Source organism: Acinetobacter sp. ACIN00229 (assembly GCF_016106645.1).
Taxonomy (GTDB): domain Bacteria; phylum Pseudomonadota; class Gammaproteobacteria; order Pseudomonadales; family Moraxellaceae; genus Acinetobacter; species Acinetobacter oleivorans.
On record NZ_JADWOM010000008.1, the window covers coordinates 148,829 to 163,846 of the forward strand.

At 41.8% G+C, this 15,018-nt stretch carries 17 protein-coding genes; 13 read left to right on the forward strand and 4 right to left on the reverse strand.

What is annotated here, in order from left to right:
* Positions 1–104: 104 nt before the first annotated feature.
* Entirely contained in the window at positions 105–1,010 is a 906-nt protein-coding gene (locus tag I7H67_RS09515) for a LysR family transcriptional regulator (protein WP_086266158.1), read from the reverse strand.
* A 110-nt stretch (positions 1,011–1,120) separates the two neighbouring features.
* On the opposite strand from I7H67_RS09515, the gene I7H67_RS09520 reads away from it, so the two are divergent.
* Both I7H67_RS09520 and I7H67_RS09525 read left to right on the forward strand, forming a co-directional pair.
* Positions 1,121–1,552, forward strand: a complete 432-nt coding sequence (locus I7H67_RS09520; RefSeq protein WP_062849780.1) for a CidA/LrgA family protein — start codon at positions 1,121–1,123, stop codon at positions 1,550–1,552.
* A 12-nt stretch (positions 1,553–1,564) separates the two neighbouring features.
* Complete coding sequence (locus I7H67_RS09525) at positions 1,565–2,254, forward strand: LrgB family protein (RefSeq protein WP_198307692.1); 690 nt, start codon at positions 1,565–1,567, stop codon at positions 2,252–2,254.
* Positions 2,255–2,261: 7 nt separating this feature from the next.
* Here the strand turns inward: I7H67_RS09525 and I7H67_RS09530 are convergent, their stop codons facing one another.
* Positions 2,262–3,752: a PLP-dependent aminotransferase family protein gene (locus I7H67_RS09530; protein ID WP_198307693.1), complete on the reverse strand. Its 1,491-nt coding sequence runs from the start codon at positions 3,750–3,752 to the stop codon at positions 2,262–2,264.
* Between the two features lie 114 nt (positions 3,753–3,866).
* Between I7H67_RS09530 and I7H67_RS09535 the strand changes: the two genes are divergently transcribed.
* Together I7H67_RS09535 and I7H67_RS09540 are read left to right on the forward strand one after the other, a co-directional pair.
* Complete coding sequence (locus tag I7H67_RS09535; protein WP_198307694.1) at positions 3,867–4,502, forward strand: FMN-binding negative transcriptional regulator; 636 nt, start codon at positions 3,867–3,869, stop codon at positions 4,500–4,502.
* Positions 4,503–4,544: 42 nt separating this feature from the next.
* Positions 4,545–5,138, forward strand: a complete 594-nt coding sequence (locus I7H67_RS09540) for a GNAT family N-acetyltransferase (protein ID WP_005304360.1) — start codon at positions 4,545–4,547, stop codon at positions 5,136–5,138.
* A gap of 7 nt (positions 5,139–5,145) precedes the next feature.
* On the opposite strand, the gene I7H67_RS09545 is transcribed toward I7H67_RS09540, so the two are convergent.
* Entirely contained in the window at positions 5,146–6,333 is a 1,188-nt protein-coding gene (locus tag I7H67_RS09545; RefSeq protein ID WP_151987843.1) for an MFS transporter, read from the reverse strand.
* A gap of 408 nt (positions 6,334–6,741) precedes the next feature.
* Between I7H67_RS09545 and mdcA the strand changes: the two genes are divergently transcribed.
* The 9 genes from mdcA to madM are packed head-to-tail and all read left to right on the forward strand — an operon-like array spanning position 6,742 to position 14,047.
* Positions 6,742–8,421 (forward strand): malonate decarboxylase subunit alpha, encoded by a 1,680-nt coding sequence (gene mdcA / locus I7H67_RS09550; protein WP_198307695.1) that lies wholly within the window; start codon positions 6,742–6,744, stop codon positions 8,419–8,421.
* Positions 8,421–9,305, forward strand: a complete 885-nt coding sequence (locus tag I7H67_RS09555; RefSeq protein ID WP_198307696.1) for a triphosphoribosyl-dephospho-CoA synthase — start codon at positions 8,421–8,423, stop codon at positions 9,303–9,305. The genes mdcA and I7H67_RS09555 overlap by 1 nt, the downstream gene beginning before the upstream one ends.
* Positions 9,306–9,307: 2 nt before the next feature.
* Positions 9,308–9,607, forward strand: a complete 300-nt coding sequence (locus tag I7H67_RS09560) for a malonate decarboxylase subunit delta (protein WP_198307697.1) — start codon at positions 9,308–9,310, stop codon at positions 9,605–9,607.
* Positions 9,600–10,451: a biotin-independent malonate decarboxylase subunit beta gene (locus I7H67_RS09565; RefSeq protein WP_198307698.1), complete on the forward strand. Its 852-nt coding sequence runs from the start codon at positions 9,600–9,602 to the stop codon at positions 10,449–10,451. Before I7H67_RS09560 ends, I7H67_RS09565 begins: the two co-directional genes overlap by 8 nt.
* Positions 10,448–11,275, forward strand: coding sequence for a biotin-independent malonate decarboxylase subunit gamma (mdcE, locus tag I7H67_RS09570; protein ID WP_198307699.1), 828 nt, complete (start codon positions 10,448–10,450; stop codon positions 11,273–11,275). The genes I7H67_RS09565 and mdcE overlap by 4 nt, the downstream gene beginning before the upstream one ends.
* On the forward strand, positions 11,266–11,874 hold the full coding sequence (locus tag I7H67_RS09575; RefSeq protein ID WP_198307700.1) for a malonate decarboxylase holo-ACP synthase: 609 nt from the start codon (positions 11,266–11,268) through the stop codon (positions 11,872–11,874). The genes mdcE and I7H67_RS09575 overlap by 10 nt, the downstream gene beginning before the upstream one ends.
* A 12-nt stretch (positions 11,875–11,886) precedes the next feature.
* The gene (gene mdcH, locus I7H67_RS09580) at positions 11,887–12,825 is read left to right on the forward strand and encodes a malonate decarboxylase subunit epsilon (protein ID WP_198307701.1); all 939 of its coding nucleotides are present in this window, start codon (positions 11,887–11,889) and stop codon (positions 12,823–12,825) included.
* A gap of 48 nt (positions 12,826–12,873) precedes the next feature.
* On the forward strand, positions 12,874–13,290 hold the full coding sequence (madL, locus tag I7H67_RS09585; protein WP_151821774.1) for a malonate transporter subunit MadL: 417 nt from the start codon (positions 12,874–12,876) through the stop codon (positions 13,288–13,290).
* Positions 13,283–14,047 (forward strand): malonate transporter subunit MadM, encoded by a 765-nt coding sequence (gene madM, locus I7H67_RS09590; protein WP_005132241.1) that lies wholly within the window; start codon positions 13,283–13,285, stop codon positions 14,045–14,047. The genes madL and madM overlap by 8 nt, the downstream gene beginning before the upstream one ends.
* Before the next feature lie 36 nt (positions 14,048–14,083).
* On the opposite strand, the gene I7H67_RS09595 is transcribed toward madM, so the two are convergent.
* Complete coding sequence (locus tag I7H67_RS09595) at positions 14,084–15,016, reverse strand: LysR family transcriptional regulator (RefSeq protein WP_005132240.1); 933 nt, start codon at positions 15,014–15,016, stop codon at positions 14,084–14,086.
* Positions 15,017–15,018: the final 2 nt, after the last annotated feature.

Sequence of the window (15,018 nt, forward strand, 5' to 3'; positions counted from 1 at the left end):
CCATGTCATAAAACAATCGGATCTAGTCTAAGTGAGCTGATCCAAGATTGGGTAGCTTTTTTGTGGAAAAGCTTTATCGGTTTTTGAATTAAGCCATTTCAACATTAGGGCTTAATGTGCTGAAAATGCTGCCGAACTATACTAAGCCACGCCTGTACCGCTGGTGAGACAGGAAGATTCTTTTTCCAAGCCATGACTAAGTGCCACTGAATATTTGGTTTCTCGAGTGGCACTGCTGCAAATAAACTAGGGTCAAGCATGTCGGTATAATACTGCGGGAGAAGTGCAATCCCCATACGTTGTAGCACCATGTCTGCCAAAAGATGCCATTGGCTGGTACGGCAAGCAATGGTTGGGTAAAAACCATGCTGCTTACAGGCATCGAGAATAATACTGTTTAAAGAGAAATTTTCTGGAAACATTAAAAATGATTGGTGTTGTAGCTCTTCTAGATTTATTTTTTTACGGGTTGCCCAAGTGGCATCACGACGTAAAAGAACCATTAAAGGGTAGTTACATAGCTCAATGCTATTAAAGATTTGCGTATCAAAAGGCTGCAATAAAACGCCAACGTCTAGTTCATTGTTAAGCAAAGCTTGCTCAATACCACGTGAGCCCACTTCCATAAAAGCTAATTCAATATCTGGCAATTGCTGATGATAATCAAACAGGGCAGTCGTTAAGAGCTGCGAACCCAAAGGAGGAACGCCGAGTTTTAAAGTTCCTGTTTTTAATTGTTGATAGTTTTCAATTTCAAGAAAGATGTTTTGTTCTGCCTGAAGAAGCTCAATCGCATGTTGATAAATCCGCTCTCCAATTTCAGTTAATTCAATTTGTCTTTTACGGCCATGATCAGGTTTAACCAACAGCTGTACCTGAAGCTGCTCTTCAAGCTGCTGTAATATTTTACTAATAGTCGGTTGAGTCAGATATAACTCTTCAGCAGTACGTGTAAAGCTTTTAGTTTTTACCAATGTAACGAAGCATTGTAGTGATTTTAGTGAAAGCATAATAAAGAATATATTATTCCATTTTGGAATGATAATAACATGAATAATTCATATTTAGCAGCTTTAACCAAGATAGCATAATAGTGTAGTTAACCATTTAATTTCGCAAAATGAGTACTGAATCTGCTTCTGGAACACCCACACAACCTTCATTTTTAGTTTTAGTTAAACAAATTTTGATTTTGGCTGGTTTTTGGTGGGTCGGATATCTCTTACATCAAAAACTCGGTGTGCCTGTATCGGCAGGCATTTTAGGTATGTTTTTATTGCTTCTATGCCTGTTCTTTAAAATTATCAAAATGGATCAGGTGGCAATGGGAGCAACCGTTGTTTTAGGTGAACTGTTACTATTTTTCGTGCCCGTTGTAGTCGCCGTAGTTCAGTATAAAACTTTATTTATGACCGAAGGCTGGCAAATTGTCTTGAGCATTGCGGTTGGGACCATTTCGGTCATGCTCAGTACATGTCTGACGATTCATTATTACAATCGTTTGAAAGCTTATTTGCATGCTCGAAAACGTCTTCAACATAAGCATATCTAAAGAGCAAATGACATGAATATTTGGTCAATTTTTTGCCTGATCTGGACTTTGGTCGCCTATGTCGTGGCAAAGAAAATCTATCAGAAAAATCCAAAACTTTGGTTATCGCCTGCGATTAGCGTGCCTGTACTCACCATTATTTTGATGACGATTTTTGGAATTTCATATCAAACTTATGCTGAAGATACGCAGTGGATTGTTAATTTATTAGGACCAGCAACGGTTGCTTTCGCTGTACCGATTTATCGTTATCGGGAAACGATTCGTAAAAACCTGGGGGTCCTTTCGATTGCGATTATTGTGGGGATGAGTGTAGGTGTGATGTCTGCCTATGAAATGGCACAGTGGTTCCACTTTAGCCCAGAAGTGACCAACAGTTTAATGGCACGTTCTATTTCAACACCATTTGCCATGATTTTAGCGGAAGATATTCACGGTTCGGCAGCATTGGTTTCACTATTTACCGTTATTACTGGTTTGGTTGGTATGATTTGCGGCGATGCAATTTTAGCGATTACTAAAATCCGTTCTAATGTAGCAAATGGGGCAGCTTTCGGAAATGCAGCCCACGGTTTTGGTACAGTTAGAGCACAGCAGCGCAATAGTGAAGAAGGTGTAATTGCCAGTTTGACCATGGTTATTGCTGGTATTTTAATGGTATTGATTGGGCCATTTGCCATTCATCTATGGTTGCTGTTGTAGGCTATATCTAAGTCGGCTTGTCATGTTGTTGAATAATCTTTGATAGTTTTTTGATGGCTTGTCTCATCAGTTCCGGTTCAAAATCGCCTAAGCCAACAATTAACCCTGGACGTTGTTGTTCCTTTGAAAATGTCGGTGAAATTGCTTTAATCGCAATGCCTGCCTCGACTGCCGAGCTTGCAACGTCGATGTCATTAATATGATGAGCAAGCCATAACACCATATGCATGCCTTGATCGCCCGGCTGTAACCAAGCCAGTTCTTGAGGTATGTATTTTTCAATCAAGCCAATAATGAATTCACGGACTTCTGCATAGACATTTCGAGTCCGTCGAATATGCCGCTCTAAATAGCCTTCTTGAATAAAAGCAGCTAAAACATGCTGATCGGCAGCAGGTGGGTGTCGATCAATTAATACTCTGAGTCCACAAAAAGGTGCCACCAATTCTTTAGGCAATACTGCATAGCCAAGTCTAAGAGAGGGAAATAGGACCTTACTGAAAGTCCCAAGATAAATCACTTGGTCGGGTGCCATGCCTTGTAAAGATGGAAAGGGCTGACCGTTATAACGAAGTTCACTGTCATAGTCATCTTCAATGATCCATGCATTTTGCTGTTTTGCCCACTCTAATAAGGCCGTACGTCTTGCTAGACTCATCGGCATGCCAAGTGGATATTGGTGAGACGGTGTCACAAAAGCAGCACGTGCATGTTTAGAAAGCTTAATTCCGGTTTCAACCTGAATACCTTCTTCATCGACAGGAACACGCACCATCCGAATGTTTTGTACAGCATGTTCAAAAATGGCTGTTGTACCCCGATAAGCTGGATCTTCAATCCAAACTTCATCTTTTGCTTCAAATAAAATCTGGCTGCAAATATAAAGTGATTGCTGAATGCCGGGCGTAATCACAATTTGGTCAGGTTCGCAGTGGACAGAGCGGGATCGACGTACATAGTCGGCTATAGCAACTCTTAGTGATAGTACCCCTTGAGGTTCACCATAACCCGAAGGAGCACCTGCACCTCGTGATCTAAATTTATTACCGAACTTACGCCAGATATCACTTGGTTGGGTACGAGCAATCGGAACAGACACTGCAAAAGGGGCATGAGGAAGCGGTTTAAACTCTTTAAGCACTTGAGCATAGGAGAGTGCCGACTTCGTCAAAGGGATTGAGTTAGGTGTGGTCTCTTTTTGAGAATGTTGCGGTGTAGTTTTTTTAGCTAAAGCATGAGACACATAGGTACCCGTTCGTGCTTGAGAGTCAAACACACCTTCGGCTAAAAGCTGATCGTAAGCTTCGATAATCGTTCCGCGAGCGACCCCAAGTGTTAGAGCCAATTCACGTGAAGAAGGCAACGGATCACCGGGCTGTAAATCACCACTTTGTACAGCTTCACGCAAAGCTTGGGTCAGTTGAGCACTTATCTTTCCTTGGCTTTTATTAATCTTTGCAATCGACGGAAGTTCAACAACTTTTGCCATTCTTGCCATAATTCTGGTCTACTTAAAAAAATACAAAGTGGTTCTTTTTAATAAACCACAGAAACCAGAAAATTTACAACACAAAATATAAATAACCCTGATATTTACAGTGAGGTTTTAGCCATGTATATCCCCGATGATTATGCAGAAAACCGTTTGGATGTATTGCATTCTCTTATTACCGAATATCCATTTGGTGTGCTTTTTACGCATGGAAGTAATGGCTTAGATGCAAATCATCTTCCATTCGAATTACAGGCAGGTGAAGGGGAATTGGGTGTACTACGTGCGCATGTGTCTAGAGTTAATCCTGTCTGGCAGGACATTAAAAATGGAGATGAGGTGTTGGTCGTGTTTCAAGCAGGCGATGCTTATATTTCACCAAACTGGTACCCATCCAAACATGAACAGCACAGACAAGTACCGACATGGAACTATAGGGTTGTGCATGCTTATGGCAAAGTAACCATTCGAGATGATGAACGTTACGTCCGTGGTGTTGTGGCTCGTTTAACTCGTACCCATGAAACATCTCAACCTGAACCATGGAAAATGTCCGATGCACCAAAGGACTATCTTGAACCGATGTTAAAAGCCATTGTAGGTATTGAGATTGAAATTACCAGGCTGCAAGGCAAATCAAAACTTGGGCAAAACAAAGAACGTCGAGACATTTTGGGCGCGGCAGATGGCCTATCGAAATCTGGTCATCAAACCATAGCAGACGCTATGTATAGTGTGGCTGAGTTAAATAAATAATTTTGAAAATATAAAACTTTAATATCAATTGAGGAGACAAAGATGTCTTTTACTACACCTGTTGAGTTGGTAGGTGAGCACGTTATTTTAAAGCCCTTAGACTTAACTCAAGCTGAATTACTGGCGGAGGCTGTTTGTGATGGGGAACTCTATAATCTTTGGTATACCCGTGTGCCAAGACCTGAACATATGACTGCTGAAATTGAAAGACGTCTCGGTTTGCAAAATTCTGGTTCTATGTTGCCTTTTTATATTGAAGACCGAAAAACAGGTCGGGCGTTAGGTATGACAACTTTAATGCATATTGAAGAAGCCCATCGCCGTGTAGAAATTGGGTCGACGTGGTACCGTAAGTCTGCACAGCGTTCGCCTGTAAATACCGAGTGTAAAAAGCTATTGTTGGCTCATGCATTTGAGACTTTAAACTGTATTGCGGTTGAGTTACGCACATCTTCTTTAAATGTTCAAAGTCAAACTGCAATTCTGCGTTTGGGAGCAAAGCTTGATGGTGTGCTGAGAAGCCATCAAATTGTGAAAGATGATATTTTGCGAGACACCCATGTTTATAGCATTTTAAAACATGAATGGCCTGCGGTTCACCAAAATCTGGAATGGATGTTGAATAAACCGCGTTAGGAATGATTTAAATAAGCTGCTTTTCTCTTTTTTGGCTTAACCAAAAAAGAGAAACCCCTGCAATAACCAACCACGGTACTAAAGCAATATTCATTGCTTCCCAGCCAAATAAATCGAGTAAAGCACCTGCGCTAAAAGAACAAATTAAACCGACAACAAAAACAGTCATGTCGTTAATGGCTTGAGCCTTGGCTTTTTCAGCCGCTGTATACGTTCCGGTAAGCAAAGACGTGCTACCAATAAATAAAAAGTTCCAACCCACACCTAATAAAATGAGTGAGATTGCAAAAGATGCGAACTGAATACCCGAGAGGGAAAAACCAATATAGCAAGCAAATAATATAAGACCGGCAAACATGATTTTAAGCACACCAAATCGGGCGATTAAATGTCCAGTAAAGAATGAAGGTAGGAACATACCAAGCACATGAAGCTGAATGACGGTTGTAATCGTGCCTAGTTCATGATGTGAATGTCGCATGGCTATGGGTGTTGCGGTCATACCTAAAATCATGATGCCGTAGCCTGTTACGGCACCAAACAAAGCAACTAAATAGGTAGGCTGAAAAACAATCTTTTGCCATGGGCGACCAGCAGTAAAATCAGATTTTTGCTCAACTGTATTGGCAATATGTAGGCTAGATAAAATGCCCATTGCCACAAGTGAAATGATACTAATAATTAAAAATGAACCGATATATTCTAAATGTTGAAATAATGGGCCACCAAAGCGCGCCAAAGTCGGACCAATCAGTGCGGCAACAATTCCACCTGCCATAACCCAAGAGATAGCACGTGAACGGAATGCATCATCTGCTACTTCACTGGCAGCAAAACGATAAAACTGGGCAAAGGATTGATATGCGCCAATACATAACGTGCCTAAGGCTAAGAGAATAAGTGAACTATAAAAGATACCAATGGCGGCAATAATACCGCCAATTACACCTAAAAAAGCGCCGAAAAGAAAACCCTTACGCCGTCCCACATGTGCCATCAACATTGATGCAGGGAACATCATTAAGGCTGTACCCAAAAACATAGATGCGATGGGTAAAGTTGCAAGTATCGGTGTATTAGAAATATTTGCCCCAGCCAAACCACCAATCGTCATGACCATGATCGATACGGTTTGGTAAAGTGACTGAGAACTCGCCAAAATAAGAACTTGGCGATGCATCGTATTTTGAAGCATGAGAGCCTTTAATTATATGTGTTAATCGATGAGTTTGGGTGCTGAGTTTTTATATAAGAAGAAAGTATCAACAGCTCAGCTTGAAAATGTTGAGGTGTTCTTGGTGGTAGTTATAACAATATTTCTTTGGCATAAACTATTTTTTATCAAGTAATTGCAGCTGAATAATCAGACTTAATATTCTATCATCTGATAGTTTGATACAAAACAATTGAAGCCCCAATTTTTCTAAATAAGTCTATTTATTTAAGACATTTAATATGTCTATTCTCTCAAATTCTTTTTCAGCCACCTTAAAATAAATCATTAACCTGAAGTTAATAACTGCTCATGTAGGTTGATTGATCGAAACTCCATAAAGCGTTTTTATAGATACAGAACAAAACTGCGATCTATATAGGTAAGCACATGGAAGGATCAGTTCAGAATAAAGAACGGTTATGGACAAAGCGGCGTCATGCCAAACAATTAAAACTAGAGATGGCAAACCAATATACCGACGGTGTGGTGATTCCAACTCAAGACATTATTAAAGTTTTAGAAACCTTAATTACACCGGGTGACAGAGTTGTACTCGAAGGGAATAACCAAAAGCAGGCAGATTTCCTTTCGCGTTCTTTAGCACAAACCAATCCAGATGTTTTGCATGATTTACATATGATCATGCCAAGTGTTGGGCGTTCGGAACATCTTGATCTGTTTGAAAAAGGCATTGCGCGTAAGCTCGATTTTTCTTTTGCTGGCCCACAAAGTTTACGCATTAGCCAGTTAATTGAAGATGGACTGCTAGAGATTGGTGCCATACACACTTATATCGAATTGTATTCACGTTTGGTGGTTGACCTTATTCCAAATGTGGTGCTCTCGGCGGGCTTTATGGCAGACCGTCAAGGCAATATCTATACAGGTCCAAGTACCGAAGATTCTCCAGCACTTATTGAACCTGCGGCTTTTAGTGACGGTATTGTGATTGTTCAGGTGAATGAACTGGTCGATGACGTCTCAGAGTTACCACGTGTCGATATTCCTGCCTCTTGGGTGGATTATGTAGTGGTTGCAGACCAGCCATTTTATATCGAACCCTTGTTTACCCGTGACCCGAAACATATCAAGCCTGTGCATGTACTCATGGCAATGATGGCAATTCGCGGAATTTATGAGAAGCATAATGTGCAATCGTTAAACCATGGCATTGGTTTTAACACTGCGGCAATTGAACTGATTTTACCGACCTATGGTGAATCTTTAGGTTTAAAAGGAAAAATTTGCCGAAACTGGACACTGAATCCGCATCCAACCTTAATTCCAGCGATTGAAACAGGTTGGGTTGAAAGCGTGCATTGTTTTGGTACCGAACTCGGTATGGAAAAATATGTTGCAGCTCGTCCTGATGTGTTCTTTACAGGTCGTGATGGTGCTTTACGTTCTAACCGTATGATGTGTCAGCTTGCAGGTCAATACGCCGTTGACCTATTTATCGGTGCAACTTTGCAAGTTGATGGCATGGGCCATTCTTCGACTGTTACCAAAGGTCGTTTAGCTGGTTTCGGTGGTGCACCAAACATGGGGCATGATCCGCGTGGCCGTCGTCACGATACGCCAGCATGGTTAGATATGCGTTTGCAAGGTGCCAATGAAACTGAAACCTATTTGGCACGTGGTAAAAAACTCGTTGTACAAATGGTGGAAACCTTCCAAGAGGGTGGCAAGCCAACTTTTGTGGATCGTCTCGATGCCATTGATGTTGCTAAAACAGCAGGCCTACCTTTAGCACCAATCATGATTTATGGTGATGATGTCACCCATCTACTGACTGAAGAAGGCATTGCTTATCTATATAAAGCAAGCAGCCAAGAAGAGCGCCAAGCCATGATCGCTGCGGTGGCAGGCGTGACCAGTATTGGTTTAACTCAGGACCCTAAAACAACAGCACGTTTAAGAAGCGAAGGCTTGGTGGTATTCCCTGAAGATTTAGGTATTCGCCGCACCGATGCAACACGTGAGCTTTTAGCTGCAAAAAATATTGCTGACTTGGTGACATGGTCTGATGGTTTATATCAACCACCTGCAAAATTCAGGAGTTGGTAATGATGACACAAGTTCAATATCAAACACTTAGCGATAGTCAGCTTTTAGCAGATATGGCGGTCGAGGCTTTAATTGATGAAGTTAATCTAACACCTAAACCAGCATTGGTCGATCGCCGTGGCAGTGGTGCACATGATGACCTGACTTTTGAGTTAATGGAGCGCTCTGCGAAATGTTTAGGACCCATGTTTGAGGCAATGGCACAAGCTGCAAAGCATCATGGAAAAGTCTGTTTAGCCTTGCGTGAAGACATTGGTGAAATTGGCCGCCAAGGTGAAAAGACTATGATGTTGGCAACAGATGGTGTTAACACACACCGCGGTGCAATTTGGGCCTTGGGTTTAATGGTTACGGCAGCAGCATTAGCGCGCAGTAATCAACAGTACTTATCGGCTGTTGAGCTATGCCATTTAGCAGGCCAGATTGCTCAGCTTGAAGATCGTTTTATTCCAAAGCAGGCCTTGAGTCATGGTCAGCAAGTACAAAAGAAATTAGGCATCTTAGGTGCCAAAGAACAGGCTCAACAAGGTTTTCCAACTATTGTGAATTTTGGTTTAAAGCAGCTTTACCAAAGTCGTAGTAAACCAATGAAAGAAGAGTTCGCTCGTTTAGATGCTTTACTTGCCATGATGACTGATCTAACCGATACCTGTGTGCTTTATCGATCTGGAACAAATGGCTTAAAGCGTATGCAACAAGGTGCTCAACAAGTACTGGATTTGGGCGGCAGCTCAAGCTTGGAAGGTCGACGTGCTTTGCATCTTTTAGAGATTGACCTGCTTCGGATGAAAGCTTCTGCAGGTGGCGCCGCAGATTTGTTGGCAACAACCTTGTTTATAGATCGTGCTGAGCAGTCATCTGGAAAAAATAAAAAGGGATTTTGATTATGGAAACACTTCATTTTGAATTTGTGGCTACAGAGCCACCTGTAAAAAAAACACTAGTAGGATGTGTCGGCTCTGGCGATTTAGAAATTTTGATGGAACCCGGTGAAAAAGGAAAAACCTCTATTCAGGTAGTGACTTCGGTAGATGGAAGTGCAGCACGTTGGCACAATCTTTTTGAACGGATTTTTACTGCGCAAATACCGCCAGCCGTCAATATTGATATTCATGACTTTGGTGCAACTCCCGGTGTCGTTCGCTTACGTCTGGAACAAGCATTAGAGGAGATTTCTTATGACTGATATTCAGAGTTTGTTAAATAAACAAGATTTTATTGAACTCAGCGCAAGAGAGCGTGCCAAAGCGCTATTAGATAAAGGGACTTTTCGAGAGCTACTCGACCCATTTGCACGTGTTATGTCGCCTTGGCTCGTTAAGCAAAATATTGTGCCGCAAGCCGATGATGGTGTAGTGGTTGCAAAAGGATCTATTCAAGAACGCCCAGTGGTTCTAATTTCTATTGAAGGCTTATTTCAAGGCGGAAGTTTAGGCGAGGTGGGCGGAGCTAAAATTGCGGGTGCCTTAGAACTTGCAGTTGAAGATAATCTAAAAGGTATTCCAACAGCGGCAATTTTACTATTAGAGACGGGCGGCGTTCGCTTACAAGAAGCAAATCTGGGTTTGGCTGCAATTGCTGAGATTCAGGCTGCAATTGTTAACTTACGTCAGTATCAACCCGTCATTGCTGTAGTTGCAGGCAGTGTAGGGTGCTTCGGTGGTATGTCAATTGCGGCTGGTCTATGTAGCTATATTGTAATGACACAAGAAGGACGTTTAGGCTTAAATGGCCCGCAAGTAATTGAACAGGAAGCTGGGGTACAAGAATACAACGCCAAAGATCGTCCATTTATATGGAGTATTACGGGTGGTAATCATCGTTTCGCTAGTGGTTTGGCAGATGCTTATGTTGACGATGATCGCCAGAAAATTCGTGAGCAAGTCATCGATTATTTAACTCAAGGTGTGCCTCAGCAGCATCGTAGTTCAAACTACTCATTCTATTTAGCGAAGTTACAACAAGTCGATACTACTGAGCAGATTACCCCAGCACAGGTTCAAGCTTTGTATCAAGGAGAGCAAGCATGAATATCGCCGTTGATACATTAAAAGCATCTACACGTGGTGCACATTGGTTTAAAGCATTTACACAGGACTTTAAGACAGTTGAAGGTTTTCCAGCTTCTGTTTGGGTGGCTGATGGTCTGATCGATCAGCAAGCAGTACGTGTGATTACAGTTGTCCAAGACAGCAATAATCTGTTCCCACGCGCGAGACAAGGTGAAGTTGGACTGCTGGAAGGCTGGAATTTAGCAAAAGCAGTTGATGACGTGATTCAAGCCGATGCTCAGACTGAAAATAAACGCGGCATTTTATGTTTGGTTGATGTCCCGAGTCAGGCCTATGGGCGCCGTGAAGAATTATTAGGTATTCATCAAGCTTTAGCAGGTGCAGTAGATAGCTATGCTAGAGCCAGATTGGCAGGCCATCCTATTGTGAGTTTATTGGTAGGTAAGTCGATGTCGGGAGCTTTCTTGGCGCATGGATACCAAGCCAATCGTATTATTGCCTTAAAAGATTCAGGTGTTATGGTGCATGCGATGGGTAAGGAATCTGCTGCACGCGTTACCTTGCGATCGGTTGATGAGTTAGAGCAATTGGCATCAAGCATTCCTCCAATGGCTTATGACATTGAAAGTTATGCAACTCTAGGTTTGTTATCTGAACTGTTATCTGTTGAAAACCCTGAACAACCGACAACCGATGATCTTTTGTTAGCGAAACAGGTGATCGCTCAAGCATTTAAAGAAATTAATGCTGATCAATCGAGAGGATTGGAACAAAGGCTTCACGGCAAAAACCGTCAAATGTCTAAAAAGGTCCGTGAATTATTGCGCGAGCAATGGTCATGAAACTTAAGCTCGAAGCCCATGATTTATTGTGGGGTATGACGGTCGATTGCTTGGCTGATGATGCTCCGATTTGGGTGAAAGAAATATTGCAACGAGGTGATCCTGTTGTGGTTCGGCGTGCAATCAGTCCTGTAAATCAGGTGGCTGTGGGAGTAAGAGGACAATTTCGTTATCAACGATATGCAGCTCAAATGCCACGATTTGCTATTACCAAACAACTTAAGCCAGAAGCACTGACTCACGTTAATACACAGCAGTTTGAGCATTTGGCAGAACGTTTGCAGAGCATTTCTAACATCATGAAAAGTTTTTCAGGATGTTGGGGCTATACAGGAAGTTTCGGGTTTGAACTGGCAACTGGTATTGAAACAGTCACCCAACAAAGTGACATAGATTTGTTGATTCGAGCTGAACAGCCTTTTGCCAAAAAGCAAGCAGTCGAGCTACTCGAAAATTTTCAGCAAGCGGGGCTGAATGTGGATATACAGCTACAACTACCACAAGGTGGTTTGGCTTTAAAAGAATGGGCTAGAAATAGCGGAAAAGTTCTATTAAAACGTGAAGATGGTGCTGTTTTAGTAGAAAACCCATGGAATTAGGGAATAGATATCATGGCTTCAATTTGGGTATATCCGGGACAAGGTGTGCAACGAAGCAATATGTTGCACACCTTACCTCAAACCGCTCTGGTTAAAGAATACCTTGAGCGTGCATCGGATGCACTCAAGGAAGATGTTTTGATGCTAGACAGTTCGGCTGCATTGCAATCGACGCGAGCCGTACAACTTTGTTTGCTCATTTCAGGCGTGGTGAGTTCAGCTTTATTAGCTGCCGAAAACTTAAAACCTGATTATGTAGCGGGTCTATCGATTGGTGCATGGTCGGCAGCAGTTGTCGCAGGGGTTTTAGCCTATGAAGATGCTATTCGCTTAGTTGCCTATCGAGGGGAACTCATGCAAAACGCCTATCCAACAGGCTATGGTATGACTGCCCTGATTGGTACAGACCGTGCAGCTGTTGAAACATGGGTCAAACAGATTTATGAAATAACGCCAGAGGTGTTTGTCGCAAATATTAATGCACATAACCAGATCGTTATTTCAGGAAGTTTTGAAGCCATGAACCAAGTTGCTGTTTTGGCAAAGCAACAAGGCGTGGTGACAAAAAAATTAGATGTATCGGTGCCATCGCACTGTGAGTTATTAAGTCAGCAAGCAAAGCAACTTGCAGCGTCTATGGAGGGAGTGACTTTAAAGCAGCCTAAAATACGTTATTTAAGTGGTACAACGGCTCGTACGCTTAGCAGGCCAGAACAGATTGGTGATGACTTGGCTTTTAATATGAGTCGAACTGTAGATTGGGAAAGTACCATCCAAGCTGCATGGGAGCGAGGTGTGAGGTTACAGATCGAAGCTTTGCCGGGAACGGTGCTTACTACACTTGCACGCCGAACATTTAAAGAAGGAACCGTGTTGTCATTTCAAGGGACACGCATAGACACTATTCAGATGGCAATGCAAAAAGAACAGGCAAATAGTTTTTCTTTTTGAGTCAGATTTTACAAAAGCATAAATGATCCAAGGATATGAGGGATTGTCATGATTATATATGGAGTTGGTTTACTCGCACTTTGCACCTTAGTGGGTGTTATTGTTGGCGATTTGTTGGGCGTTTTATTGGGTGTAAAGTCCAATGTTGGTGGTGTGGGTATCGCCATGATTTTACTCATTTGCATACGGTTATGGATGGAAAAACGTGGTGTTATGACAGTTGAAACCGAAAAAGGCGTTTCATTCTGGGGCACTATGTATATTCCTGTTGTTGTTGCCATGGCAGCACAACAAAATGTGGTTACAGCATTATCTAGTGGACATATGGCACTGTTTGCGGCGGTAGTTTCAGTTATTGTTTGCACACTCACCATTGCGGGCTTAAGCCGCTATAACAAGGCAAGCCCTTTACCGAAGGAAGAAGACATTACATTAAACCGCATTGGAGGCAAAGTTCATGGTTGAATTATTATTAAAGGACTTAACCCATTTAGGTTTAATTACAGCTTTTGCCTTAATTGCTTTAATTATGTGGTTGTCGACTAAGCTATCTAAATATTTAACCAAGGGACGAGTGCATGCTTCAGCAATTGCGATTGTAATTGGTTTAATCTTGGCATGGTTTGGCGGAAAAATGACAGGCGGTGAAAAAGGTATTACCGATCTTGCACTTTTTACCGGTGTCGGACTCATGGGCGGTGCAATGCTTCGTGACTTTACCATTGTTGCAACTGCATTTGAGGTACAAGCGACTGAAGCGAAAAAAGCCGGATTTATTGGTGCCTTTTCTTTATTTCTCGGAACCATTTTGCCATTTATTGTCGGTTGTATGTTTGCGTGGATTTTTGGCTATCGCGATGCGGTAAGTATTACCACAATTGGCGCAGGTGCAGTGACCTACATTGTGGGGCCAGTGACGGGTGCTGCTATTGGAGCAAGTTCTGAGGTCATGGCGCTTTCAATTGCAACGGGGCTGGTGAAAGCAATTTGTGTAATGGTTTCAACACCGCTTACCGCAAAATTTATGGGATTAGACAATCCACGTTCTGCCATGATTTTTGGTGGCTTAGCCGGAACTGTAAGCGGTGTATCAGCTGGTTTAGCAGCTACAGACCGTCGTTTAGTGCCTTACGGTGCACTTACAGCAACGTTCCATACAGGGCTTGGCTGCTTAATGGGGCCGACTGTTTTGTTCTTTGCAGTTAAAGCTTTAGTCGGTTAATCAGTATTTAATACTCAGTCAAAAAGACCGTTGATATTAACAACGGTCTTTTTTATTTTTGAAATTAGAAGCAAACATTCGACATTCAGCAATCAGGGCAAGTAAGTTAGGGTCGCGTTCTTTACTTTTTAAAAAGACGAGACCGATTTCTTGTTGCATGTGATATTGCTGTTTTAGTGGAATAAGTTTTACTGAACTTTCATAAACTGCAGAAATACGGCCGGGTAATAGTGCGAAACCGACACCTGAGCTGACCATACTAATTAAGGTAAAAATATCATTGACCTGTAAAGCAACTTTAGGTGAAAAACCTGCTTTTTTAAAAATGATGTCGCTGTCGTTATGAGTTGCAAAACCCTTAGTTAAAGTTAAAAAAGTTTCTTCTTTTAAAAGACTTAAATCAATATCTTTAAAATCGGCATATTTTGAATCTTTATTGACGGCCAAAAAAATGTCATCTGAAAACATCGGCAAAATTTCAAAGTCATCATCTTGAGTGGTTTCATTTAAAGCCACGATAATGGCATCAAGCTCAGTTGCTTTCAGCTTTTTCACCAAATCCTGATTTGAACTCAGCAACAGTTGAATATCAAGCTCACTACGTCTGAGTTTAAGACCGCTAATCACATTTGGAATCGTATTTACCGTCAAAGAATAAAGAGACCCTAAATGTAAAACCTTGGCTGCAAAACCTGCTGCTTCTCTGGTTTTATTTACGGTGATAAAAATGTCTTGTACGATTTTCTGTGCCCGTTCTTCAAAGACATAAGCACTTTTTAAAGGAATGAGGTTACGGCCTTCATTTTTAAAAAGAGGGCAACGTAAAGCGCTTTCTAAAGAGTGTAAGGCTTTATGAACACTGACATTGCTCAACTGCATTTCTGTGGCTGTTTTAGACAAATTTCCGCAGCGCATGAAAGCCAAAAAAATCTGTATTTTTTTAAGGGTGAGTTCTTCATCAATTTCCATAT

Excerpts from the sequence above, each read along its gene's own strand:
- madL (WP_151821774.1), top strand. The coding sequence starts at position 12,874 with ATGATTATATATGGAGTTGGTTTACTCGCACTTTGCACCTTAGTGGGT.
- madM (WP_005132241.1), top strand. The coding sequence starts at position 13,283 with ATGGTTGAATTATTATTAAAGGACTTAACCCATTTAGGTTTAATTACA.
- I7H67_RS09545 (WP_151987843.1), bottom strand. The coding sequence starts at position 6,333 with ATGCTTCAAAATACGATGCATCGCCAAGTTCTTATTTTGGCGAGTTCT.
- I7H67_RS09560 (WP_198307697.1), top strand. The coding sequence starts at position 9,308 with ATGGAAACACTTCATTTTGAATTTGTGGCTACAGAGCCACCTGTAAAA.
- I7H67_RS09555 (WP_198307696.1), top strand. The coding sequence starts at position 8,421 with ATGATGACACAAGTTCAATATCAAACACTTAGCGATAGTCAGCTTTTA.
- mdcE (WP_198307699.1), top strand. The coding sequence starts at position 10,448 with ATGAATATCGCCGTTGATACATTAAAAGCATCTACACGTGGTGCACAT.
- I7H67_RS09540 (WP_005304360.1), top strand. The coding sequence starts at position 4,545 with ATGTCTTTTACTACACCTGTTGAGTTGGTAGGTGAGCACGTTATTTTA.
- I7H67_RS09535 (WP_198307694.1), top strand. The coding sequence starts at position 3,867 with ATGTATATCCCCGATGATTATGCAGAAAACCGTTTGGATGTATTGCAT.
- mdcH (WP_198307701.1), top strand. The coding sequence starts at position 11,887 with ATGGCTTCAATTTGGGTATATCCGGGACAAGGTGTGCAACGAAGCAAT.
- I7H67_RS09575 (WP_198307700.1), top strand. The coding sequence starts at position 11,266 with ATGGTCATGAAACTTAAGCTCGAAGCCCATGATTTATTGTGGGGTATG.
- I7H67_RS09595 (WP_005132240.1), bottom strand. The coding sequence starts at position 15,016 with ATGGAAATTGATGAAGAACTCACCCTTAAAAAAATACAGATTTTTTTG.
- I7H67_RS09525 (WP_198307692.1), top strand. The coding sequence starts at position 1,565 with ATGAATATTTGGTCAATTTTTTGCCTGATCTGGACTTTGGTCGCCTAT.
- I7H67_RS09520 (WP_062849780.1), top strand. The coding sequence starts at position 1,121 with ATGAGTACTGAATCTGCTTCTGGAACACCCACACAACCTTCATTTTTA.
- I7H67_RS09515 (WP_086266158.1), bottom strand. The coding sequence starts at position 1,010 with ATGCTTTCACTAAAATCACTACAATGCTTCGTTACATTGGTAAAAACT.
- I7H67_RS09530 (WP_198307693.1), bottom strand. The coding sequence starts at position 3,752 with ATGGCAAGAATGGCAAAAGTTGTTGAACTTCCGTCGATTGCAAAGATT.
- I7H67_RS09565 (WP_198307698.1), top strand. The coding sequence starts at position 9,600 with ATGACTGATATTCAGAGTTTGTTAAATAAACAAGATTTTATTGAACTC.
- mdcA (WP_198307695.1), top strand. The coding sequence starts at position 6,742 with ATGGAAGGATCAGTTCAGAATAAAGAACGGTTATGGACAAAGCGGCGT.